Raw genomic sequence first — 23,577 nt, 5'->3', positions numbered from 1 at the left:
TCTGCTAAAAATGTGACTCAAAAACCCTTTGCCGGATGGCGGCCCAGCATCTGTTTACATCATTACGACGTCAAACTGCTCCTGGTTGTAGAGCGGTTCAATTTGTACTTTAACCTGTTTGCCAACGAAAATTTCCACTTCCGCCAGCGAGTGCGATTCTTCGCCTTTCAAGGCTTCAGCTACTGCCGGGGAAGCATAGACCAGGAAACGGTCAGAGTCGTAAGCATGGTGCACGCGAACGATCTCACGCATGATTTCATAGCATACGGTTTCCACGGTTTTAACCGTTCCGCGACCGTGACAGGTTGGGCATTCATTACACAGTACGTGCTCAATGCTTTCGCGGGTGCGTTTACGCGTCATCTCCACCAGCCCCAGCGCCGAAAAACCATTAACGCTGGTTTTCACCCGGTCTTTGCTCAACGCCTGTTCCAGCGAATGCAGTACGCGGCGACGGTGATCTTCATTATTCATGTCGATGAAATCAATAATGATAATCCCGCCCAGATTACGCAACCGTAACTGGCGAGCGATAGCCTGCGTCGCTTCAATATTGGTATTGAAGATGGTGTCGTCCAGATTGCGATGACCGACAAACGCCCCGGTATTGATGTCCACGGTGGTCATTGCTTCGGTCTGGTCGATAATCAGATAGCCGCCGGATTTCAGTTCTACTTTGCGTTCCAGCGCCCGCTGGATTTCGTTTTCGACATCAAAGAGATCGAAAATTGGCTGGCGTCCGGTGTAATGTTCCAGCTTACTGGTCATCTCGGGAATGTATTCCGAAGTGAACTCAAGCAACGCTTCGTAAGTCAGGCGCGAGTCAACGCGAATACGATCCAGCTCAGCGTCGGCGAAATCACGCAGAACACGCTGCGCCAGCGCCAGTTCGCCGTACAGTTGATAACGGGTCTGTGGACGCTTTTTACGTTCCATCACTTTGGTCCAGACGCGTTTCAGGTAGGCAGCATCGGAGGCCAGCTCCGCTTCGCCAACCCCTTCCGCCGCAGTACGGATGATAAATCCGCCCTGCTCGTCGCAATACTCTGCGACCACTTTTTTCAGGCGTTCACGTTCAGATTCACTTTCAATGCGTTGGGAAACCCCAACGTGAGAAGCCCCTGGCATAAACACCAGATAGCGAGACGGCAGCGTGATATCGGTGGTCAGACGCGCACCTTTGGTGCCAAGCGGATCTTTCACCACCTGCACCATCAGATCTTGTCCCTGACGCACCAGCTCCGAAATATCGCGCACCGTGAACTGCTTTTGTTCTTCACCCGCCACACATTCGGTGTGTGGCATGATGTCGGATGCATGAAGAAACGCGGCTTTATCCAGCCCAATATCTACAAAAGCCGCCTGCATACCCGGAAGTACACGACTTACACGACCCTTGTAGATATTGCCTACTATTCCGCGTCGCGCCTCACGTTCAATATGAATTTCCTGCAGAATACCGCCATCAATATACGCCACTCGTGTTTCCGAAGGCGTTACGTTTACCAACAATTCAGCCGTCATGTTTATCCCTTTTGTCACGCAGTGCGTTAAAATTACTTAATAATTCATACGTTTCAACCAGCGGTAAGCCGACTACGGCGTGATAGCTGCCATTTATCTTCCTGACAAAACAACCACCCAGCCCCTGAATACCGTATGCACCTGCTTTATCTAACGGTTCACCGCTGGCAACATAGCCCGCGATGTCTTCGTCTGTTAACGTTCTGAACGTCACATCGGTGACCACCAGACAATCGAGAATGTACTGGCTGTCTGCCAGCGCCACCGCCGTCATTACCTGATGAGTCTGTCCCGATAATTTGCGCAACATCTGCGCCGCATGTTCTGCATCGCGCGGTTTCTCTAACACTTCCCCATTCAGGACAACAATGGTATCCGCTCCCAGTACCGGGAGATCCTGCGCAGTATGAGCAACACCTGCTTGCGCTTTCTCACGCGCCAGACGCATAACATACTGCTGCGCGCTCTCCTGCGGATGGCGCTGTTCCTCAATGCCCGTAACAATACGTTCAAAGGTCACGCCAAGTTGCGCAAGTAACTCCTGACGACGCGGAGAACCGGAAGCTAAATACAGAGAAGTCATAGAAACCTTTATTGCACTGCAAACTGCTGACGGATTTTGCGCATCAGCAAGAAAATCCACGGCCAGAGCACACCATTGACTACACTACTCCAGAACACTTCGGGTCTGAAAGAGACGTTGATCACTAAAAACTCTGCCCAGAAAACAATAATATCCACTACCAGCGAAAGCAACATGACGACCAGCGCCTGCTGCCATAATGCCAGGTTGCGGAAAAGCTGGAATTTCAGTGCTACCAGATAAGCAATGATACTCATCGACAACGCCCGGACACCGAGCGTAGAGCCACTGATCAGATCCAGTATGGCACCCATCACAAAACCTGTGCCCACATTTACGCGATGGGGCAAGGCCAGGATCCAATACAGCAAGATGAGCAATACCCAGTTTGGCCGGAAAACGATGAGATTATCCGGCCAGGGCATAATTTGTAGTAACAAGGCGATGAGGAAAGAGAGCCAGATAACCCAGCGCCCCTGGCTACGATATCTCGCCACTATTGCCCTCCTGGCGCACGTGCAGGCGGTTGAGCACCACTTTGCGGCGGCGTAGCCCTTTGTGGAGAGCGGTTAGCAGCGGGCTGTGTCGGCGCAGCAGGCGCCGTAGCTGAATTTCCTGTCGTCGGTTGCTGCGGAGTCGGCTGAGCGATCCCCGTTGCCGGTTCAGGTAACTTTGGCCCCATCGCGTCTGGCGAAGGCAATACCTGCGGCATCATCTGCATCAGACGTTCATTAGCAACGCGATGCACCTCTTCCGGCGTCATCGGGTTAGCGCCGTTACGATCTGCGCCCCACAGCAGCAGCAGATAACGCAAACGTTGCAGTCCCGCAGTCGGACGCGCCTGGATCACGGTATAAGCGCGCTGGGTATCGAGTTTCACAGAAGAGACGACCGCCACCGGATAACCTTCCGGGAAGCGTCCACCAAGACCAGATGTCACCAATACATCGCCAACACGAATATCAGTATTCGCTGGCAGGTGCTCAAGTTGTAAATCATCAGTACAACCGTTACCCGCAGCAATTACGCGGATATCATTACGGAGAACCTGAATTGGCAGTGCATGGGTCGCGTCGCAAATCAGCAACACGCGGCTGGTCAGTTTGGCGACCGCCACCACCTGGCCAACAACACCTTTGTCACTGATGACCGGCTGGCCTTCATAAACTCCGTTAACGCTGCCTTTGTCGATAACGACTTGATCGCTATACGGATCGTTAACCGTAGAGATAACCTGGGTCACCATCTTTTGCTCATCCTGGCGCAACGGAGAACCCAGCAGCTCGCGCAGGCGCGCGTTCTCCTGTTTGTATTGTCCAAGCATCAGCAGTTCGCTGTTTTTCAACAGCAATTCCTGACGTAACGCCCGGTTTTCAAGTTCTAGTTGATCACGCGAGGCCAGCGTCTGTGATACGCCATCCAGCAATTCTCGAGGAGCATTGGAAACAAAGTAGAAAGGACTGACGGCGGTATCCATATAGGTACGGATTTGACTAAACATCCCCAGGCGACTGTCGGCAATAATAACGCCGAGCGCCACCAGCACCGCCAGAATAAGGCGAATCTGTAGCGACGGGCCACGGCTAAAAATTGGCTTCATAAGTTATGCGTATTCTCGTATCAGACCAGGCAGGGCAAACAGATGTTCCCCCTGCCTGCATCCGATTACTCTTCGCTGAACAGGTCGCCGCCGTGCATGTCGATCATTTCCAGTGCTTTGCCGCCACCGCGTGCCACACAGGTCAGCGGGTCTTCAGCAACAACAACTGGAATGCCGGTTTCTTCCATTAACAAACGGTCAAGGTTACGCAGCAGCGCACCACCGCCAGTGAGCACCATTCCGCGCTCGGAAATGTCGGAAGCGAGTTCCGGCGGGCACTGCTCCAGCGCAACCATCACCGCGCTAACGATGCCGGTCAGCGGTTCTTGCAGCGCTTCGAGGATTTCGTTGGAATTCAATGTAAAGCCGCGTGGCACGCCTTCTGCCAGGTTACGGCCACGAACTTCGATTTCACGGACTTCATCGCCCGGATAAGCAGAACCGATTTCGTGTTTGATACGTTCTGCAGTCGCTTCACCGATCAGAGAACCGTAGTTACGACGAACGTAGTTGATGATCGCTTCGTCGAAGCGGTCACCGCCAATACGTACAGAAGAGGAGTAAACTACACCGTTCAGAGAGATAACGGCAACTTCAGTAGTACCACCACCGATATCAACCACCATGGAGCCGGTTGCTTCAGATACCGGCAAGCCGGCACCGATTGCTGCTGCCATCGGCTCTTCAATCAGGAATACTTCGCGGGCGCCTGCGCCCTGCGCGGATTCACGAATAGCACGACGCTCAACCTGGGTAGCGCCAACCGGCACACAAACCAGAACTCGCGGGCTTGGACGCATAAAGCTGTTGCTGTGCACTTGTTTGATAAAGTGCTGGAGCATCTTTTCAGTCACGAAGAAATCAGCGATAACGCCATCTTTCATTGGGCGAATGGCAGCAATATTGCCCGGCGTACGGCCCAGCATCTGCTTCGCGTCATGACCTACTGCAGCTACGCTTTTCGGTGAACCGGCACGATCCTGACGAATAGCCACCACAGAAGGCTCATTCAATACGATGCCTTGTCCTTTTACATAAATGAGGGTATTCGCAGTACCCAGGTCAATGGACAAGTCATTGGAAAACATGCCACGAAATTTTTTCAACATACTAAGGGATAATCCTGAAAGCTGGGGCGGAAAAGAAAATCCGCTTACTTTACCAACCACACGCAGCAGCGACAAGGCGCAAAAATCATCTGCTACGGTGAAAATTAGTGCAGTTTGTTTCCTTTGTTACAAATCTCTACCTGAGTCCAGAGAGGCTAAATGCATCAGCATGCATTCCTCGCCTGTTTGCAACTGCGTAAGGTCATTAATCTGCATATGTGCTGCAACAATCTGGCGAACAGACAAGCACGCTCCCGTGAAACGCAGCGCGCGTTATTCTACGTGAAAACGGATCAAACGGCAGGTTAAACCGAGTATCTTTGTGAATATTTTTTCACGTTAGTATCAAGTGGCTGTGAGGACGCAAAAAAATCTCCCTGCCCCCCCAAAACCCCACGCTGAATCAGGGTCTGCCACTCGCTTCGCGAACGTACACCAGTAGCGTAAACCTGGGTGTTGGTCCCGGAACACGCTTCTACCATGCTCTGAACCAACAATTGATTCTCTGTTCGCTTCTCAATGTTTCTTACCAGCCCCGGATGGAGCTTGAGTAATTCAACATTAAGTTCTTTGATCCAACGGGTACTTACCAGCGTCAAACCAGCCTGGTTGACAGCGACCCGAGCCCCTAAAGCATTCATCAAACGAATGACAGGTTGCAAGCGACCGATATGTTGACCAACATCAGCCTCTGCAAGTTCAATAATTATGCGTTTTCGCTGTGATTTTTCACACTGCATCAGCGTATCACGTAGCCAACGCTGGAAACGCGGTCGAATCAACGACTCAACGGTGACCTGAATCGCCAGATTTTCTTGTGGCCAATAGCGTAACAGCGGGATGAGGCGACTGACTTGCAGACGGTCATACTCTTCCGATAAGCCAAACTGCAACACCATCGGCATATATTCCGCCGAACTGACCTCTTCGTTACCATCAAAGATACGACACATCAGTTCGCGATGATGAACCAGCCCTTCACGAGTAACCGCCGGTTTTTGATAAAGACGCGGGCCTCCGCGACTCAGCATTTGCTCGATGAGCGTCCGCCAGCGAACGTTACCGCGTCCTTTTTCAGGTAACGAGTCATCGTAAATAGCCCAGCTATTGCCGCCCTGTAATCCCGCATTGCGCGTGGCGGATTCCGCATGTTCCATCACCTGTTCGGTATCCTGCCCGCTACGCCAGGCACAGATGCCGATGTGAATCATATCATCACGATCGAGCATTTTATTCGTCGGTAAGGTATCGACCGCCTTGATCAATTGCCCGGCAATGCTCTCCGCCTCTTTTAATGTCCGATGTGGCAACAGCACGGCGAAATCGCTACGGTGATAACGCGCCAATAGCGCCCCGGGATAACGCATCATAAATGTCGATAACAGATTTGTCAGGGTGAAGAGTTGTTCTTCAACCTGGCTGTGCCCCCAAGTGTCGCTCAACATATTGAAATCCGGCAGTCGGATCATCATCACGATCCCGTGAGTACCCACTTTCTCCTGATCTTCCAGTAACGTTGCTAACTGATTATCGAAAAAAAGTCGGTTATTGAGGCCGGTTTTGATGTCCTGAGCAGCATAGGAGCGGATCAGTGTATCAAGACGACTGTGCTGTTCGCGTGCGTTCTGAATTTCACAAAGCAGCGTATCCAGCGCACTGCTGGTTCTGGGCGGCCATTCATAGATGGTTCCCAACACATTCGAGCCACGCTCGCCATTTAAAATACGTGTGGCGCGGGTTTCCAGCAATTCTTGCCCGGCAAGTTGTCGTTGTAACCAGCGTACTGCCAGGAAGAGCATAATAATGATAAATCCAATCGCACCGGTGAGCGGTGCGGTGGTCATCAACGAGTGGAAATAGTTGCCCATCGGGTCCTGATAAACCAAACGCAGCGACATCCCCGGATGTTTAATCAACGGCACAGTCAGTTCGCGAAACAGATCGCTGGTTCCCACCGGACGGTAACTACCATTGCGAGACTGGGTATAAACCTGTTTTTTATCGTGCAAAAGATCCACGCGAACGATATCCGCAGACATCATCAGTTCGCTGATTTGTGGCCTCAATGTGCTGAAGTCATTCGATACAAGGTGAGTATCGATCGCCGTCGCCACTGCCTGAACACGATGACTAAACTTATACTGAATGGCGTTATAGAAACTAAGCGAGCAGCCCAGCAGGGTCACAAAAATTGTTAACCCGGTGAGCAGCGTGACAAAGGCCGAAAATTTCGTCGTTAATCTCATCCTTGTGTTAACTCCGATAGTGAGGACGCGGGCATACTAGCAAATCAGATTTATCTCGCAATTTATTGCGCTTCATCGGCTTTGCTTTTCCATTAGCGAGTATAGTCTTCAGAAATTATTTTCCAATCCATCATGCACATGAGGATCTCTTATGCAGGCGTTACTTTTAGAACAGCAGGACGGTAAAACCCTCGCATCTGTACAGACTCTGGACGCAAGTCGCCTGCCGGAAGGCGATGTGACGGTCGATGTCCACTGGTCGAGTCTGAATTATAAAGATGCGCTGGCGATTACCGGTAAAGGAAAAATCATCCGTAATTTTCCGATGATTCCTGGTATTGACTTCGCCGGAACTGTACGCGCCAGTGAAGATCCTCGTTTTCATGCCGGTCAGGAAGTGTTACTGACGGGTTGGGGCGTCGGTGAAAACCACTGGGGCGGGCTGGCACAACAGGCGCGCGTAAAAGGTGACTGGCTGGTTGCGATGCCGCAGGGTCTGGACGCGCGTAAAGCGATGGTTATCGGTACTGCCGGGTTTACCGCCATGCTGTGCGTACTGGCACTGGAAGATGCCGGTATTCGTCCGCAGGATGGCGAGATTGTGGTGACGGGCGCCAGCGGCGGCGTCGGCAGTACGGCTGTGGCGCTGCTGCATAAGTTGGGTTATCAGGTCGTTGCTGTATCTGGTCGCGAAAGTACCCATGAATATCTGAAAAGTTTAGGAGCCAGCCGTATTCTGCCCCGCGATGAGTTTGCTGAGTCCCGTCCCCTGGAAAAGCAACTCTGGGCAGGCGCAATTGACACTGTTGGTGACAAAGTACTGGCGAAAGTGCTGGCACAAATGAACTACGGCGGCTGCGTGGCGGCTTGTGGTCTGGCGGGTGGCTTTGCTCTGCCAACCACGGTAATGCCGTTTATTCTGCGCAACGTTCGTCTGCAAGGAGTGGATTCAGTCATGACGCCACCAGCTCGTCGGGCGCAGGCCTGGCAGCGTCTGGTCGCCGATCTACCGGAATCATTCTATTCACAAGCAGCAAAAGAAATCTCACTGACAGAGGCACCGAAGTTTGCCGAAGCCATTATTAATAACCAGGTGCAGGGGCGCACTCTGGTAAAAATAAGTTAAGATTTCGTACAAAATAATTTACATATAACTAACGAATTTTAGCAGCACTTTGACATTCTCCCTGCCATAGTAATCAGGAGCATACCGGGAGTCTGTTATGAAAAAAATTCGTCAATTTACAGAAGCCGATGTCACTGCCGAATCGGCTTTTTTTATGCAACGTCGGCAGATTCTGAAAACGTTAGGCATCAGCGCAGCTGCACTTTCTCTGCCAACCACTACACATGCCGACCTGCTTAGCTGGTTTAAGGGCAACGATCGTCCGCCCGCGCCAGCCGGGAGGCCGCTGGAGTTTAGTAAACCTGCCGCCTGGCAAAATAACCTGCCGCTCACGCCGGAAGATAAAGTTTCCGGCTATAACAACTACTATGAGTTCGGGCTGGATAAAGCGGATCCAGCGGCAAATGCCGGCAGCCTGAAAACCGATCCGTGGACGTTGAACATCAGTGGTGAAGTCGCCAAACCATTAACGCTCGACCATGACGCCTTAACCCATCGTTTCCCGCTGGAAGAGCGGATTTACCGTATGCGCTGTGTGGAAGCGTGGTCGATGGTAGTACCGTGGATTGGTTTCCCGCTGCACAAATTACTGGCACTGGCGGAACCAACCAGTAACGCGAAATACGTCGCCTTCGAAACCATTTATGCGCCGGAACAGATGCCAGGCCAGCAGGATCGGTTTATTGGCGGCGGCCTGAAATATCCTTATATAGAAGGATTACGTCTCGACGAAGCGATGCATCCACTCACGCTGATGACCGTCGGTGTCTATGGCAAGGCGCTACCGCCACAAAATGGCGCACCGGTGCGGCTGATTGTGCCGTGGAAATATGGCTTTAAAGGGATTAAATCGATTGTCAGCATTAAGCTGACCCGTGAACGTCCGCCAACCACCTGGAATCTGGCAGCGCCCAATGAATATGGCTTTTACGCCAACGTCAATCCGCATGTTGATCATCCCCGTTGGTCGCAGGCCACCGAACGTTTTATTGGTTCAGGTGGCATTCTGGATGTACAACGCCAGCCAACGCTGCTGTTTAACGGATACGCCGATCAAGTGGCGTCGCTTTATCGTGGCCTGGATTTACGGGAGAATTTTTAAGTGCGGCTGACAGCAAAACAAGTGACATGGTTGAAAGTTTGCCTGCATCTTGCCGGATTTTTGCCGTTTGTCTGGCTGGTATGGGCCATCAATCATGGTGGATTAAGCGCCGACCCGGTGAAAGATATTCAGCATTTTACCGGTCGGACTGCGCTGAAATTCTTGCTGGCAACCTTATTAATTACGCCATTAGCGCGCTATGCTAAACAGCCCTTATTGATACGCACCCGCCGCCTGCTGGGTTTATGGTGTTTCGTCTGGGCAACGCTGCACTTAACCAGTTATGCCTTACTGGAACTGGGCGTGAATAACCTGACGTTATTCGGTCAGGAATTAATCACCCGACCTTATTTAACGCTCGGAATTGTCAGTTGGCTGATTTTACTGGCTTTAGCATTGACTTCCACGCAGGCGATGCAGCGAAAATTAGGCAAACGCTGGCAACAGTTGCATAACTTCGTCTATCTGGTCGCGATCCTGGCTCCCATACATTATCTGTGGTCAGTGAAGATTATCTCACCACAGCCGGTTATCTACGCCGGGCTGGCTTTATTACTTTTAGCCTTACGTTTTAAGAAGTTCCGTCAATGGTGGCGCTAATTTCATGAACTGTGCGGCTTGTTGCAAAATGCGCGGCGTTGAAAGTTATTTACATGTTAGCTGTTGATTATCTTCCCTGATAAGACCAGTATTTAGCTGCCAATTGCTACGAAATCGTTATAATGTGCGACTTCGTTCTCCCTAACGCGGTTTTTAAGCTGCGGAAAAGGTGACAATGGCGCAACGAAGGTATATTTTGTTTTTTGCCGGAGGATAGCAGCAGATCGCTGCACAATGTCCGTCAAGTCTCACATTGACGCTCTGGGGCAAAATAGACCGGCGTCCCGGTCAGCTGGAATTTATCGCTATGCATACAGCTGTCGGGGCATACGCTTTACAGACGGCGGTGAAACGCCTGTCACAATCACACTAAACAAAGAGTACGGAACCCACTCATGGATATTCGTAAGATTAAAAAACTGATCGAGCTGGTTGAAGAATCAGGCATCTCTGAACTGGAAATTTCTGAAGGCGAAGAGTCAGTACGCATCAGCCGTGCAGCACCTGCCGCTAGTTTCCCGATGATGCAACAAGCTTACGCTGCACCGATGATGCAGCAGCCAGCTCAATCTAACGCAGCCGCTCCGGCGACCGTTCCTTCCATGGAAGCGCCAGCAGCAGCGGAAATCAGTGGTCACATCGTACGTTCCCCAATGGTTGGTACTTTCTATCGCACCCCAAGCCCGGACGCGAAAGCGTTCATCGAAGTGGGTCAGAAAGTGAACGTGGGCGATACCCTGTGCATCGTTGAAGCCATGAAAATGATGAACCAGATCGAAGCAGACAAATCCGGTACTGTGAAAGCAATTCTGGTCGAAAGTGGACAACCGGTAGAATTTGACGAGCCGCTGGTCGTCATCGAGTAACGAGGCGAACATGCTGGATAAAATTGTTATTGCCAACCGTGGCGAGATTGCATTGCGTATTCTTCGTGCCTGTAAAGAACTGGGCATTAAGACTGTCGCTGTGCACTCCAGCGCGGATCGCGATTTAAAACACGTATTACTGGCAGATGAAACGGTCTGTATTGGCCCGGCTCCGTCAGTAAAAAGTTATCTGAACATCCCGGCTATCATCAGCGCCGCTGAAATCACCGGCGCAGTAGCAATCCATCCGGGTTACGGCTTCCTTTCCGAAAACGCCAATTTTGCCGAGCAGGTTGAACGCTCTGGCTTTATCTTCATCGGCCCGAAAGCAGACACTATTCGCCTGATGGGCGACAAAGTGTCTGCAATTGCAGCAATGAAAAAAGCTGGCGTTCCTTGCGTACCGGGTTCTGACGGCCCGCTGGGCGACGATATGGATAAAAACCGCGCCATTGCAAAACGCATTGGTTATCCGGTGATTATCAAAGCCTCCGGTGGCGGCGGCGGTCGCGGTATGCGCGTTGTGCGCAGCGACGCTGAACTGGCGCAGTCTATCTCCATGACCCGTGCGGAAGCAAAAGCTGCTTTTAGCAATGATATGGTTTACATGGAGAAATACCTGGAAAATCCTCGCCACGTCGAGATCCAGGTACTGGCGGACGGTCAGGGCAACGCTATCTATCTGGCGGAACGTGACTGCTCCATGCAGCGCCGCCACCAGAAAGTGGTCGAAGAAGCACCAGCACCGGGCATTACCCCAGAACTGCGTCGTTACATCGGCGAACGTTGCGCTAAAGCGTGTGTTGATATCGGCTATCGCGGTGCAGGTACTTTCGAGTTCCTGTTCGAAAACGGCGAGTTCTATTTCATCGAAATGAACACCCGTATTCAGGTAGAACACCCGGTTACTGAAATGATCACCGGCGTTGACCTGATCAAAGAACAGCTGCGTATCGCGGCAGGTCAACCGCTGTCGATCAAGCAAGAAGAAGTTCACGTTCGCGGCCATGCGGTGGAATGCCGTATCAACGCCGAAGATCCGAATACCTTCCTGCCAAGCCCGGGCAAAATCACCCGTTTCCACGCACCTGGCGGTTTTGGCGTGCGTTGGGAGTCTCATATCTACGCTGGCTACACCGTGCCGCCGTACTATGACTCAATGATCGGTAAACTGATTTGCTACGGTGAAAACCGTGACGTGGCGATTGCTCGCATGAAGAATGCGCTGCAGGAGCTGATCATCGACGGTATCAAAACCAACGTTGATCTGCAGATCCGCATCATGAACGACGAGAACTTCCAGCATGGTGGCACTAACATCCACTATCTGGAGAAAAAACTCGGTCTTCAGGAAAAATAATTGTGATGCGCGGTGCTTTCATCGCGTTTAACAATGAATGCATTCACACCGGGCCTGTTAACACTGCCCGGTGTTTTTATTGCCGCTAACGGTAGCCTGCAATTTCCGCTTTCAACGCACTAATTTCAGCATCGCCATCAACAATTCCCAGCTCAAAGCTGTATTTCTTTGTTTCCCCTGGCTCAATAAAGGGCAGACGCCCCTGCGCTCGTTCTTTATCACGCCCGTCAGGAAAACTATTACTGACCTCCAGTCCCATAACATATTCACCCGCGCCTAAATTTTTCCACTGGATAAAATTGGGTAGCTGCCGGGTGTCGAATTTTTCGTAAATTCCCCATCCCAGTTCGGCATTCACCAACGCAACCTTACTCATTCCGTCATCGTCACTATTCAACGTGAGATAGTAAACCTGCTCGTCAAAACCTGGCTGCGGGGCACAAATCTCCAGATGGTTGGCTAACCCTTCCACCGCGCGCGGAGTCCGTGGCGTCACGCCTTTCGCTGACAGCAATATTTCGGCCCGTGGCGATAATAAAGGCCAGCCATAATTAAAGTGATAGAGAATTTGTAGCGGCTGGCGGGTGAAACCTTGATTAGTAACCCTGTCTTCAATGCGCAGCACATTTTCGCCATAGCGGCAGCGAATGGTTCTCTCAAGCGTCAGATTTTCACCGAACAGCCGCGTTTCCCGCACTTTGCCATTGATGATAAATTCAATACCGTCGTCGGTTCGTTCTGTGCGATACCCCACCTCTTCAGCTGGTGTCGCAGCCAGGCGCCCATGTAATCCTAACGTTTCACCATTATCCTCACAGGGCGTACCGATGTAGCTTAACCCGCAGGTGGTTAATAATCCCGCATAGAAGCTACGCAAAAAACCGTTGCCATGCGGCTCAAAAAAAGCTGGCGCGACGATGCCGTTGGGGGTGATGAAAGAAAGCGCCATGTCTTTATAGCTGGCCCAGGCAATGTCCAGCGCACGATCTTTTACCACCGTAAACGCCAGCCCCCCACCTGTGCGGACATCAAACGCTTCCGTGCCCTTTGCTCTGCCACTACGTAATTCATAGTGTTTAATCCCGGCAACCTGCGAGAGATCGCCTATCCACGACCATATTTCATTATTCATTGCGCGGCTTCCCGAATAGTCATGCTATGGCACTGGATAAACGCTTCGATCTCCGCCAACCGGGAAGTCCCTTCCATCGGGCCGCGTCGGGTTACCGCCAGTGCACCGCAGGCGTTGGCGTATTGCAATGCCCGATGGGCATCAAACCCTAGCTGGCGGCAGGCAATCCACGCACCACCAAAGCAGTCTCCCGCACCGGTTGGGTCGACTTCTTCCACCGGATAGCTCTCAACATGAAACTGCTCATTCTCGGAGTAGTAACTGGCACCTTGATTGCCGCGCTTCACAATCACCTCTTTAACACCTTCTTCAAGAAAACCAGCGATTGCACGCTCCGGCGTCGAATGTGGCGACAAGAGCAACACTTCGCCCTCGCTGGGCATATAGATATCCGTTAACTCAAGAACAAAGTGGAGGGCGTCGCGCATTTCTGGAATATCGAGCATCTCTTTCCGAATATTAGGGTCGAAAGAAATAACACCACCATTCTCTTTTACGATAGTTACCGCTTTCTTTACCGCATCGACCATATGAAATGAAAACAGTGATGAGCCCATAATATGGAAATGAGTACAATCTTTCAGGATATCTTCATCAACATGTTGCGCTGATAATTTACCGCACGCGGCATTCTTAATATTAAAAATAAAATCACGGTCGCCTGACTTATGATACGTCACAAAAGCACTACCGGTAGCTTCCAGAGGTAAGATGGAAATTCCCCGGATATCAACACCATCAGCCGCCAGGCGATGAATATTAATATCGCCAAAACCATCATTCCCCACACAGCTAATGATACCGCATGGAACCCCCAGACGTGTTACCTGGTCAATAAAAATAGCAGGCGCGCCACTGGGATAAGGGCCGTTCCAGACACCCGGTTGGTCAAATGGCTGGCCGATTTTACTCGCCATAATTTCAACCAGAATTTCTCCAATTGTGAAGACCTTATTCATATGATTAATTCCTTGAAATAATTAGCTGCGTTTTCTTTTATTTCTTACGTCAAAATAAACGGCTACCAGAATGACTAATCCTTTAACCACCATCTGGTAGAAATAAGGAACGTTCATTAAGTTCATACCATTATTAATAACGCCTATGGTTAATGCGCCGATCACCGTACCCACCACCGTGCCATAACCACCGTTGAGACTGGTGCCCCCCAATACGGCAGCAGCAATGGCATCCAACTCGTAGCTAAGTGCGGAATTCGGCTGCCCTGAGTAAAGGCGCGAGGCGAGGATCATCCCACTAATGCCTGCCAACACCGCCGTAATCATAAAGACTTTAATTTTTAGGCGAGTTACATTAATACCCGAATAGATTGCCGCTTCTTTATTACCGCCGGTAATATATATTTTCCGACCAAAGGTTGTTTTAGTAAGAATAAAATGATTAACCAGCAATAAGATTATTAATATCCAGATAGGAATAGGTATATAGAGAAATTCACCGTTCCCCAGCGCCAGAAAGGCATCATCTTTAATCATGACAGGCATACCGTCAGTCACTATATAAGCGATCCCACGGAAGATCCCCATAGTAGCAACGGTGACAATAAACGAAGGGATACCCGCTATAGCCGTCAAGCCACCATTTATCATCCCCAGAGCCAGTGCTGCAATAATGGATAATGGAACCAATAAAATAAATGGAATTCCCCATGAAGCCCCAAGAGCAGCAAATGTACCAATCAATGCAATAGTTGAACCGACCGATAAATCAATATCGCCAAGTAAAAGAACATAAGTCATTCCATAGGCGGTAATTGCAATTATCGACACCTGAAGAATGATGTTGGTGATGTTATTGGTGGTAAAAAAACTGTCATTAATAAAACTGAACAGAATGATTAACACCACCATTCCACTGAGGATACCGCCATATTGCCTGAAGACTTTTTTAAAGCTATTTGCGATGGGAATTTCAGAACGTTTTGGACTGGAGAGAGTTTTCTCTGTCATTTAGCGCACTCCTGTTGCAGCGGTCATTACTTGCGTCTGCGTTAAATTTTCACATGAATAAATATCGGCAATTGTTTTATTACGCATCACCACCAGACGATCGCTTAGCGCCATAACCTCTGGCAGTTCAGAAGACACCAGAATAATGGCCGTCCCCGCCGCCGCCAGTTGGCGTATCACGTTATAAATTTCAAATTTTGCGCCGACATCCACACCGCGCGTTGGCTCATCAAGCAATAAAATTCGCGGGGTTTTCTCCAGCCATTTCGATAACACGATTTTTTGTTGATTGCCGCCGCTCAGCGCCCCCACAGCCTGATGTACGGAACTCACTTTTGTGTTCATTCTGGCGACAGATTTAACCGTTCTCGCCTCTTCTTGCCGGTGATTAATGAGTCCCATCCGCGAAGCGTTATATTGAAACGCCACATGGTGCGTGTTCATATTGACGTCGTGCATCAGCACCAACCCTTCTTCCTTGCGGTTTTCCGTTACGAAAGCAATTCCATGATCAATGGCCTGTTTGGGATTAGCGATCCTGACCTCTTTGCCATCAATCAACACTGTTCCGTGGTACGGAATAAGGCCAAACAGCGCCTTCATAACATCAGAACGCCCGGCACCTACAAGGCCAAAAAATCCCAGCACTTCCCCCGGGCGAACAGCAAAATTAACCCCCTTAAAGAGCGAAGGATGGGAAAGATTTTTTACTTCCAGTTTTGCAGGAACATTTTCATCCGGCTTTTCCCCAAGACGTGCTGGCCAGATATTTTTCATTTCCCGCCCAACCATCTGGGCAATCAAATGCTGGATATCACTGTTTTTCTTTTCATGCGTTGCAATATATTCACCATCGCGGATCACTGAAATATCATCCGAAATCCGCATAATTTCATCCATGCGGTGAGAGATGTAAATAATCGCACATCCTCGCTGTTTTAACTTTTCAATAATATTAAACAAAATCTCTGCTTCGTTATCACTGAGCGAAGATGTCGGCTCATCCATAATCACGACATCCGCCGCGTAGCTTAATGCTTTGGCGATTTCTACCAGTTGACGATGCGCCATCGACATATTGCCGACCATTTCCAGCGGATCCAGTGGGATGCCCAGTTCCGCGAGCAGACTCTGGCAATCTGCGAGCATTTTTTTATCGTTAATAATGCCAAAACGGCGTGGTTCATTATTGGCATAAATGTTTTCCGCCACTGTCATATTGTTGCTCAGGCTTAATTCCTGAAAAATAATAGCAATCCCTAACTGGCGTGAATGTTGTGGATTATTAATGGTGATGGTTTCACCACGTAGTTTTATCGTTCCCTGAGTTGGCGGATAAACTCCAGCGAGTATTTTCATTAATGTCGACTTACCCGCTCCATTCTCGCCTAATAAAGTATGCACCCGCCCTTTGCGTAAGGAGAGTGTAATATCTTTTAACGCCTGAACATGACCAAATGTCTTCGCAATATGCGAAACATCAAGAATAACATCCGTCATAATGACCTCGGTGTCACAACAAAACGCCGATGACGTTTTGTTGTGAGTTTAAGATGTTTATTATTTACCTGTATAAACGCCGGGTTGTACCGGGATCATTTTTTCTACCGGTTTACCATTGAGATGATCCACAGCGGCATCAATCGCTTTAGCGCCCATTTGATCCGGGTATTGTCGAATCACTGCGGCAAAGGTTTTTTCACTGTCTACGGCATCGCGCGCTTCTTTCATGCCATCAAAACCGATAATTTTGATATTGTCGTTATGCGCAGATTTCGCCGCTATAACCGCTGCCAGTGCGGCATCATCACCAAAACCAAACAGCCCATCCAGGTTGGCGTTTGCCTGCATAATATTTTGTGCCGTCGTTAACGCTTCAGCACGCGTAATACCCGGTTGCTCAGCAACAATTTTAATCTCCGGTGTATCGCTTAACCCTTTTTTAAAACCATCGACGCGCGCAACTACCGATTGCAGTGCCGGGTAAGAAATAATGGCTACAGACCCTTTGCCGTTCAATAGTTTTCCCATTAACTTGCCCGCTTCAACACCTCCCGCGTAGTTATCGGTCGCAACATGCGATACTACCGGAACACCTTCCGCAGCAACATCAACAGTGATAACAGGGATACCAGCTTTGTCGGCTTTAATTATCGCAGCCTGTACACCTTTAGAGTCCACTGGAGAGATAATAATGGCATCCACTTTTTTAGTAATAAAATCTTCGACATCTGAAAGTTGCTTATTTAAATCCTGGTTGGCAATAGAAACGCTTAAATTGATATTATCTTTTTTAGCTTCTTCTTTCATTGCATTCGCAAGATCGATATAAAAAGGATGTTGTTGCGTTAATAATGATGCACCAATTTTATACTCTTTTGCTAATGAACTTTGTGAGAACAACGCCAGACTCACCAACATTGCCGAGCCAAGTAATTTAATATTTTTCATAAACAGTCCTCATTGTTTTTGTAGGGTACAACGTATTAAATTTTTCCTTCACTGCCGCAAACGCCGATAATGCGCGTAACGACTTCCTTCATAGCGGCTTTTGCTGGCTGCATATAATGGCGAGGATCATTTGCCGCCGGGTTGTTGTAGAAATATCCTTTTAACGCATCGGCAAAAGCAATTTTCAGTTCTGTCGCAACATTCACTTTGCAGATACCGCTGCGGATACAGTGCTGAATGTCCTGTTCCGATAACCCCGAAGCGCCATGCAACACCAACGGAACATCCACTAACTGACGAATTTGTTCCAGCCGGGCAAAATCCAGACGTGGTTCATTCGCATACAAGCCATGTGCAGTGCCTATTGCTACCGCCAGGGAGTCAATTTGTGTGCGTTGTATAAACTCTGCGGCTGCAACAGGTGAGGTATAAGCCGAATCTTTTTCATCCACCAGCAGATCATCCTCCTGCCCGCCAAGGCGGCCCAGTTCAGCCTCGACGCTGACATCAAGGCTGTGGCAAAACGTAGTGACTTCTTTCACCCGCGCTATATTTTCTTCAAACGGCAGATGAGAACCATCAATCATGACTGAGCGAATTCCTGCGCGTACTTTATTAAAAATGTCATCGCTCTCTTCATGGTGGTCGAGATGCAGGACTAATGGCAGGCGGTACTCATGAGCCAGAGATTGTACTAACGAAATTAAACTTCCCACTCCGCCATAACGATAAGTACCGGGTGTTCCCGCCAGCATAACGGGAGAGCGAAGTTGTGCGGCGCTCTCAACGACAACCTGTAATGTTTCAAGGTTATGAATATTGAAAGCGGGGACGGCATATTCCTCTGACTGGGCTTTTTTCAGCATATTTTTGCTTGAAATGATGTACATCGCGGCTCCTGTTTTTCGGCGTTCTTCTTACAAAACGAAGAAAGAGAATTATTACTTTCATTTTGAAAGCAAAGTAGCACAGCAAAAGCGCCAAAAAGCGTGATGCATGTCGAATATCGTCAAAACAACTTACAAGATATAACTAAAATTGGTTTTTACTTTATAAACGAAACCATCACAAAAATATCTCAATAAAAATATTTCTTATTAATTTCAATAAATTAAATACATTGCGTTGCTGTTTTTTTATCCAGTGTTTTATTTTCAAAATGTAGATAACGTTGAAGGGTAACTTTCAAAGAAAAATACAAGGGGCTATAGTGTTACGCATTAAAGGCCAATGATGAGTGTTAACGTGCCGAGAAAATCATCTAACCTACTGAAACGAAGATTAAAAATTGCAGAAATTGTTGCTACCCAGGGTGAAATCAAAGTTGATGACTTATCTGCTCAACTTGGCGTCTCTGGCGTGACAATCCGTGGCGATCTCAGTTATCTGGAGCAACAGGGGTATTTAAAGCGTTCTTTTGGTGGTGCCATTGCGACACCACTCGCTCCTGAACCTGATTCGGCACCACCCATTACGATATTGTCTCTGACCCAACAAATGGAAATTGCGCGGCATTGTGCCCGCCTTATCAGCGATCGTGACACGCTATTTCTTGGACATGGAACAATCTGCCGCAAGATCATTCCATTACTCAGCGAAGTAAAAAAACTGCGTCTGATCACTAACGATCCCGAACATGCGCTGCTGGCAAATCAGTTTATTGATGGCGAAATAATTCTGGCTGGCAGTGAAATGCTGCGCCCTGACACCGCACTGGCGGGAAAACCGCTCGAACAGGCGCTTCAGCATTTCACCATTACCCATAGCATTCTGGAAATCAGTCATCTGGATGCAGATGGTACTCTGAATATCAATACCCCCAGAGTTGCCGCCGCCTGGCAACTCTGTTTTGACAATGCCCAGAATAAGACAGTAATCGTCACTGCCAATACCGATTCATCGACGGCTGCTATCGGACATCTTCATCAGGCAGAAAATGTGATTGTCAGTCGCAGCATGAACGAACGATATCAGCAGCAATTGCAGTCTGCAGATTTCGTTATTCTTTATACCAGCAATGACTGCTTTACCTGGTCCAATCGCGAAAGACTTCAGGAATGAGAGGGGTTTTGTGACAATAACCATCTGCGCTATGGGAGAATTGCTGGCCGAGTTTTTGTCCCGCAACCCACAACAAAAATTCACTCAGCCAGGGGAGTTTATCGGGCCATTTCCCAGCGGCGCACCAGCAATCTTTGCTGCACAGGTGGCAAAATTGTCCCGGCGGGCTATTTTCTTCGGTTGCGTTGGTAACGATGATTTTGGCCGTCTCATTATTGAACGCCTGCGTCATGAAGGTGTCATTACCGATGGTATCCACATAATGAACAATGCTGTAACAGGCACAGCGTTTGTCAGTTATCAAAATCCGCTGAAACGGGATTTCGTCTTTAATATTCCTAATAGTGCCTGCGGTTTGTTTACTGCCGGGCACATTGATAAGGATTTGCTAAGACAGTGTAATCATCTGCACATTGTGGGTTCATCACTGTTCTCATTTCGTATGATCGATGTCATGCGCAAAGCGATAACAACGATCAAATCTGCTGGCGGCACCGTCTCTTTCGACCCCAATATTCGCAAAGAGATGCTGAGTATTCCCGAAATGGCGCAGGCTCTCGATTATTTAATTGAATATACAGATATCTTTATCCCAAGCGAAAGCGAACTCCCTTTCTTCGCCCGTCACAAAAATCTGTCAGAAGAACAGATTGTTAGCGATCTTCTCCACGGCGGCGTAAAACATGTGGCGATAAAACGCGCCCAGCGTGGAGCCAGCTATTACCAACTAAAAAACGGGACATTACACGCCCAGCATATTGCAGGCCACGATAGCGAAATCATCGATCCAACCGGTGCTGGCGACTGCTTTGGCGCTACTTTTGTCACTCTTTTCTTGTCGGGTTTCCCGGCACACAAGGCGTTACAATATGCTAACGCCAGCGGCGCACTCGCCGTAATGCAGCAAGGCCCGATGGAAGGGATATCCTCACTGGCTGACATTGAAGACTTTTTACAACGGCACTGAACGGCAATTTTCTGTCAGATTGTTTTCCCTGCCTGAAGACTTGCCGTAGAATTGCCCGTTTCTCGTATCCCCCCATGAGGAGGACCCCTTCCGTGGACACTCGTTTTGTTCAGGCCCATAAAGAGGCGCGCTGGGCGCTGGGGCTGACCCTTTTGTATCTGGCAGTATGGTTAGTAGCCGCTTACTTACCTGGCGTTGCCCCCGGTTTTACCGGCTTTCCGCGCTGGTTTGAGATGGCCTGCATCCTGACGCCGCTGCTGTTTATTGGACTGTGCTGGGCAATGGTAAAATTTATCTATCGCGATATCCCGCTGGAGGATGACGATGCAGCTTGAAGTAATTCTACCGCTGGTCGCCTATCTGGTGGTGGTGTTCGGGATCTCTGTCTACGCGATGCGTAAACGGAGCGCGGGCACGTTCCTTAATGAGTATTTCCTCGGCAGCCGTTCTATGGGCGGTATTGTGCTGGCGATGACGCTCACCGCAACCTATATCAGTGCCAGTTCGTTTATCGGCGGGCCAGGTGCTGCTTATAAATACGGGCTGGGCTGGGTGTTGCTGGCGATGATCCAGTTGCCTGCGGTATGGCTTTCACTCGGTATTCTTGGCAAAAAGTTCGCGATTCTCGCGCGCCGCTACAATGCGGTGACGCTGAACGATATGCTGTTTGCCCGCTACCAGAGCCGTCTTCTGGTATGGCTGGCAAGTTTGAGTTTGTTGGTTGCATTCGTTGGTGCGATGACCGTGCAGTTTATCGGCGGTGCACGTCTGCTGGAAACCGCTGCGGGTATTCCTTATGAAACCGGGCTGCTGATTTTCGGTATTAGTATTGCGTTGTATACCGCCTTTGGCGGCTTTCGCGCCAGCGTGCTGAACGACACCATGCAAGGACTGGTGATGCTGATTGGCACCATTGTGCTGCTGGTCGGCGTGGTTCATGCTGCTGGCGGCTTAAGCAACGCAGTAGAGACGCTGCAAACCATCGATCCACAACTGGTTACGCCACAAGGTGCTGACGATATTCTGTCACCTGCCTTTATGACGTCGTTCTGGGTGCTGGTGTGCTTTGGCGTGATTGGTCTGCCACATACTGCGGTACGCTGCATCTCTTATAAAGACAGTAAAGCAGTACATCGTGGGATCATCATTGGTACGGTTGTAGTGGCGATCCTGATGTTTGGAATGCACCTTGCCGGAGCGTTAGGTCGTGCAGTGATCCCCGATCTCACCGTGCCGGATCTGGTGATCCCGACGCTGATGGTAAAAGTGCTGCCACCGTTTGCTGCCGGGATCTTCCTTGCTGCACCAATGGCTGCGATCATGTCAACAATCAACGCCCAATTGCTGCAAAGTTCCGCTACGATCATTAAAGATCTCTATCTGAATATCCGTCCGGATCAAATGCAAAATGAGACGCGTCTGAAGCGGATGTCGGCAGTAATTACGTTAGTTCTCGGCGCGTTGCTGCTGCTTGCCGCCTGGAAGCCGCCAGAAATGATCATCTGGCTGAATTTGCTGGCCTTCGGTGGACTGGAAGCCGTTTTCCTGTGGCCGCTGGTGCTAGGTCTTTATTGGGAACGCGCCAACGCCAAAGGCGCGCTAAGTGCGATGATCGTCGGCGGCGTGCTGTATGCCGTACTTGCGACGCTGAATATTCAGTACCTGGGCTTCCACCCTATCGTGCCCTCGTTACTGCTAAGTTTGCTGGCTTTCCTGGTCGGAAACCGTTTCGGTACATCCGTCCCGCAAGCTACCGTTTTGACTACTGATAAATAAAGAGTTTTGCCATGCCTTGGATCCAACTGAAACTGAACACCACCGGCGCGAACGCAGAAGATCTTAGCGATGCGCTGATGGAAGCAGGTGCCGTTTCTATCACTTTTCAGGACACCCACGATACGCCGGTGTTTGAGCCTCTGCCTGGCGAAACTCGCCTGTGGGGCGATACCGATGTGATAGGTCTGTTCGACGCTGAAACCGATATGAACGACGTGGTGGCGATTCTGGAAAACCATCCGCTGCTCGGCGCAGGCTTCGCGCATAAAATCGAACAACTGGAAGATAAAGACTGGGAGCGCGAATGGATGGATAATTTCCACCCGATGCGCTTTGGTGAACGTCTGTGGATCTGCCCAAGCTGGCGTGATGTGCCGGACGAAAATGCGGTTAACGTGATGTTAGACCCAGGGCTGGCGTTTGGTACAGGGACTCATCCAACAACCTCTCTGTGCCTGCAATGGCTCGACAGCCTCGATTTAACCGGTAAAACAGTCATCGACTTTGGTTGTGGTTCCGGCATTCTGGCTATCGCGGCGCTGAAGCTGGGTGCAGCAAAAGCCATTGGTATTGATATCGATCCGCAGGCGATTCAGGCCAGCCGCGACAACGCCGAACGTAATGGCGTTTCTGACCGTCTGGAACTCTATCTCCCGAAAGATCAGCCAGAAGAAATGAAAGCCGACGTGGTGGTCGCTAATATCCTGGCAGGCCCATTACGTGAACTGGCACCGTTAATCAGCGTCCTGCCGGTTTCAGGCGGTTTGCTGGGCCTTTCCGGTATTCTGGCAAGCCAGGCAGAGAGCGTTTGTGAGGCTTATGTAGCGAACTTCACGCTCGACCCGGTTGTGGAAAAAGAAGAGTGGTGTCGCATTACCGGTCGTAAGAATTAACCTTCGCATCACCGCATGGTGATGCAGAGCAAAGTGCGAGCAAGGTCACAAAAGGCACGTAAATTTGCTGATTATTTACGCAATTTTGCGTGCCAAAATTTTCATTCATAAAGAAAAATTGAGAACTTACTCAAATTTCTTGGAGTGTAAATTTTAGTCACTATTTTCTAATATGATGATTTTTATGAGTAATTATCGCGCCACGCTCATT

At 49.6% G+C, this 23,577-nt stretch carries 23 protein-coding genes; 11 read left to right on the top strand and 12 right to left on the bottom strand.

Annotated elements, in window-relative coordinates; all coding sequences use genetic code 11:
* Nucleotides 1-54: 54 nt before the first annotated feature.
* The 5 genes from rng to mreB all read right to left on the bottom strand — a co-directional run bounded on the left by rng (nucleotide 55) and on the right by mreB (nucleotide 4,816).
* A complete protein-coding gene (gene rng, locus A7Z29_RS16580) occupies nucleotides 55-1,524 on the bottom strand; it encodes a ribonuclease G (protein WP_000123197.1) in 1,470 nt (489 codons plus the stop codon).
* Nucleotides 1,514-2,107 carry a nucleoside triphosphate pyrophosphatase YhdE gene (yhdE, locus tag A7Z29_RS16575; RefSeq protein WP_000203083.1) on the bottom strand — a complete coding sequence of 198 codons (594 nt, stop codon included), beginning with the start codon at nucleotides 2,105-2,107 and terminating at the stop codon, nucleotides 1,514-1,516. The genes rng and yhdE overlap by 11 nt, the downstream gene beginning before the upstream one ends.
* A gap of 8 nt (nucleotides 2,108-2,115) precedes the next feature.
* A complete protein-coding gene (gene mreD / locus A7Z29_RS16570; RefSeq protein WP_000135265.1) occupies nucleotides 2,116-2,604 on the bottom strand; it encodes a rod shape-determining protein MreD in 489 nt (162 codons plus the stop codon).
* Complete coding sequence (gene mreC / locus A7Z29_RS16565; RefSeq protein WP_105290496.1) at nucleotides 2,604-3,707, bottom strand: rod shape-determining protein MreC; 1,104 nt, start codon at nucleotides 3,705-3,707, stop codon at nucleotides 2,604-2,606. The genes mreD and mreC overlap by 1 nt, the downstream gene beginning before the upstream one ends.
* Nucleotides 3,708-3,772: 65 nt before the next feature.
* On the bottom strand, nucleotides 3,773-4,816 hold the full coding sequence (gene mreB, locus A7Z29_RS16560) for a rod shape-determining protein MreB (protein ID WP_000913396.1): 1,044 nt from the start codon (nucleotides 4,814-4,816) through the stop codon (nucleotides 3,773-3,775).
* 159 nt (nucleotides 4,817-4,975) lie between these two features.
* Here mreB and A7Z29_RS16550 point away from each other — a divergent pair, with 159 nt between their 5' ends.
* Entirely contained in the window at nucleotides 4,976-5,125 is a 150-nt protein-coding gene (locus tag A7Z29_RS16550; RefSeq protein ID WP_016159494.1) for a hypothetical protein, read from the top strand.
* On the opposite strand, the gene csrD is transcribed toward A7Z29_RS16550, so the two are convergent.
* Nucleotides 5,122-7,062, bottom strand: a complete 1,941-nt coding sequence (csrD, locus tag A7Z29_RS16545) for an RNase E specificity factor CsrD (protein WP_001241425.1) — start codon at nucleotides 7,060-7,062, stop codon at nucleotides 5,122-5,124. The genes A7Z29_RS16550 and csrD overlap by 4 nt on opposite strands.
* A gap of 151 nt (nucleotides 7,063-7,213) precedes the next feature.
* Here csrD and acuI point away from each other — a divergent pair, with 151 nt between their 5' ends.
* The 5 genes from acuI (at nucleotide 7,214) to accC (ending at nucleotide 12,116) form a co-directional block, all read left to right on the top strand.
* Nucleotides 7,214-8,188, top strand: a complete 975-nt coding sequence (gene acuI / locus A7Z29_RS16540) for an acrylyl-CoA reductase (NADPH) (protein WP_001148446.1) — start codon at nucleotides 7,214-7,216, stop codon at nucleotides 8,186-8,188.
* Between the two features lie 97 nt (nucleotides 8,189-8,285).
* A complete protein-coding gene (gene msrP, locus A7Z29_RS16535; RefSeq protein ID WP_105290495.1) occupies nucleotides 8,286-9,290 on the top strand; it encodes a protein-methionine-sulfoxide reductase catalytic subunit MsrP in 1,005 nt (334 codons plus the stop codon).
* Complete coding sequence (gene msrQ / locus A7Z29_RS16530; RefSeq protein WP_001240072.1) at nucleotides 9,291-9,890, top strand: protein-methionine-sulfoxide reductase heme-binding subunit MsrQ; 600 nt, start codon at nucleotides 9,291-9,293, stop codon at nucleotides 9,888-9,890. It abuts the gene before it with no gap.
* A 395-nt stretch (nucleotides 9,891-10,285) separates the two neighbouring features.
* On the top strand, nucleotides 10,286-10,756 hold the full coding sequence (accB, locus tag A7Z29_RS16525) for an acetyl-CoA carboxylase biotin carboxyl carrier protein (RefSeq protein WP_000354618.1): 471 nt from the start codon (nucleotides 10,286-10,288) through the stop codon (nucleotides 10,754-10,756).
* A gap of 10 nt (nucleotides 10,757-10,766) precedes the next feature.
* On the top strand, nucleotides 10,767-12,116 hold the full coding sequence (accC, locus tag A7Z29_RS16520) for an acetyl-CoA carboxylase biotin carboxylase subunit (protein ID WP_000884623.1): 1,350 nt from the start codon (nucleotides 10,767-10,769) through the stop codon (nucleotides 12,114-12,116).
* A gap of 85 nt (nucleotides 12,117-12,201) precedes the next feature.
* Here accC and A7Z29_RS16515 read toward each other — a convergent pair whose 3' ends face one another.
* From A7Z29_RS16515 to A7Z29_RS16490, 6 genes are read right to left on the bottom strand one after another with little or no spacing between them, the layout of a single operon-like run.
* The gene (locus A7Z29_RS16515; protein ID WP_105290494.1) at nucleotides 12,202-13,248 is read right to left on the bottom strand and encodes an aldose 1-epimerase family protein; all 1,047 of its coding nucleotides are present in this window, start codon (nucleotides 13,246-13,248) and stop codon (nucleotides 12,202-12,204) included.
* Nucleotides 13,245-14,207 (bottom strand): sugar kinase, encoded by a 963-nt coding sequence (locus A7Z29_RS16510; RefSeq protein ID WP_105290493.1) that lies wholly within the window; start codon nucleotides 14,205-14,207, stop codon nucleotides 13,245-13,247. Before A7Z29_RS16510 ends, A7Z29_RS16515 begins: the two co-directional genes overlap by 4 nt.
* A 21-nt stretch (nucleotides 14,208-14,228) precedes the next feature.
* Nucleotides 14,229-15,218: an ABC transporter permease gene (locus tag A7Z29_RS16505; RefSeq protein WP_105290492.1), complete on the bottom strand. Its 990-nt coding sequence runs from the start codon at nucleotides 15,216-15,218 to the stop codon at nucleotides 14,229-14,231.
* Nucleotides 15,219-16,718, bottom strand: coding sequence for a sugar ABC transporter ATP-binding protein (locus A7Z29_RS16500; RefSeq protein ID WP_105290491.1), 1,500 nt, complete (start codon nucleotides 16,716-16,718; stop codon nucleotides 15,219-15,221).
* Nucleotides 16,719-16,778: 60 nt separating this feature from the next.
* Nucleotides 16,779-17,669: a substrate-binding domain-containing protein gene (locus A7Z29_RS16495; RefSeq protein ID WP_105290490.1), complete on the bottom strand. Its 891-nt coding sequence runs from the start codon at nucleotides 17,667-17,669 to the stop codon at nucleotides 16,779-16,781.
* Between the two features lie 35 nt (nucleotides 17,670-17,704).
* Complete coding sequence (locus A7Z29_RS16490; protein ID WP_032226582.1) at nucleotides 17,705-18,559, bottom strand: tagatose bisphosphate family class II aldolase; 855 nt, start codon at nucleotides 18,557-18,559, stop codon at nucleotides 17,705-17,707.
* Between the two features lie 340 nt (nucleotides 18,560-18,899).
* Here A7Z29_RS16490 and A7Z29_RS16485 point away from each other — a divergent pair, with 340 nt between their 5' ends.
* The 5 genes from A7Z29_RS16485 to prmA all read left to right on the top strand — a co-directional run bounded on the left by A7Z29_RS16485 (nucleotide 18,900) and on the right by prmA (nucleotide 23,366).
* Entirely contained in the window at nucleotides 18,900-19,730 is an 831-nt protein-coding gene (locus A7Z29_RS16485; protein ID WP_105290489.1) for a DeoR/GlpR family DNA-binding transcription regulator, read from the top strand.
* Between the two features lie 31 nt (nucleotides 19,731-19,761).
* Nucleotides 19,762-20,697, top strand: a complete 936-nt coding sequence (locus tag A7Z29_RS16480) for a sugar kinase (RefSeq protein WP_032226583.1) — start codon at nucleotides 19,762-19,764, stop codon at nucleotides 20,695-20,697.
* A 92-nt stretch (nucleotides 20,698-20,789) separates the two neighbouring features.
* Complete coding sequence (locus A7Z29_RS16475) at nucleotides 20,790-21,032, top strand: YhdT family protein (protein ID WP_000381170.1); 243 nt, start codon at nucleotides 20,790-20,792, stop codon at nucleotides 21,030-21,032.
* Nucleotides 21,022-22,473, top strand: a complete 1,452-nt coding sequence (panF, locus tag A7Z29_RS16470; protein ID WP_001175701.1) for a sodium/pantothenate symporter — start codon at nucleotides 21,022-21,024, stop codon at nucleotides 22,471-22,473. The genes A7Z29_RS16475 and panF overlap by 11 nt, the downstream gene beginning before the upstream one ends.
* Before the next feature lie 11 nt (nucleotides 22,474-22,484).
* On the top strand, nucleotides 22,485-23,366 hold the full coding sequence (gene prmA / locus A7Z29_RS16465) for a 50S ribosomal protein L11 methyltransferase (protein ID WP_105290488.1): 882 nt from the start codon (nucleotides 22,485-22,487) through the stop codon (nucleotides 23,364-23,366).
* Nucleotides 23,367-23,577: the final 211 nt, after the last annotated feature.

The sequence above is a fragment of the Escherichia sp. MOD1-EC6842 genome (assembly GCF_002965705.1).
In the GTDB taxonomy this organism is placed as follows: domain Bacteria; phylum Pseudomonadota; class Gammaproteobacteria; order Enterobacterales; family Enterobacteriaceae; genus Escherichia; species Escherichia ruysiae.
The sequence above is the reverse complement of the archived record's forward strand: the minus strand, read 5'-3'. Positions and strand labels throughout refer to the sequence as shown.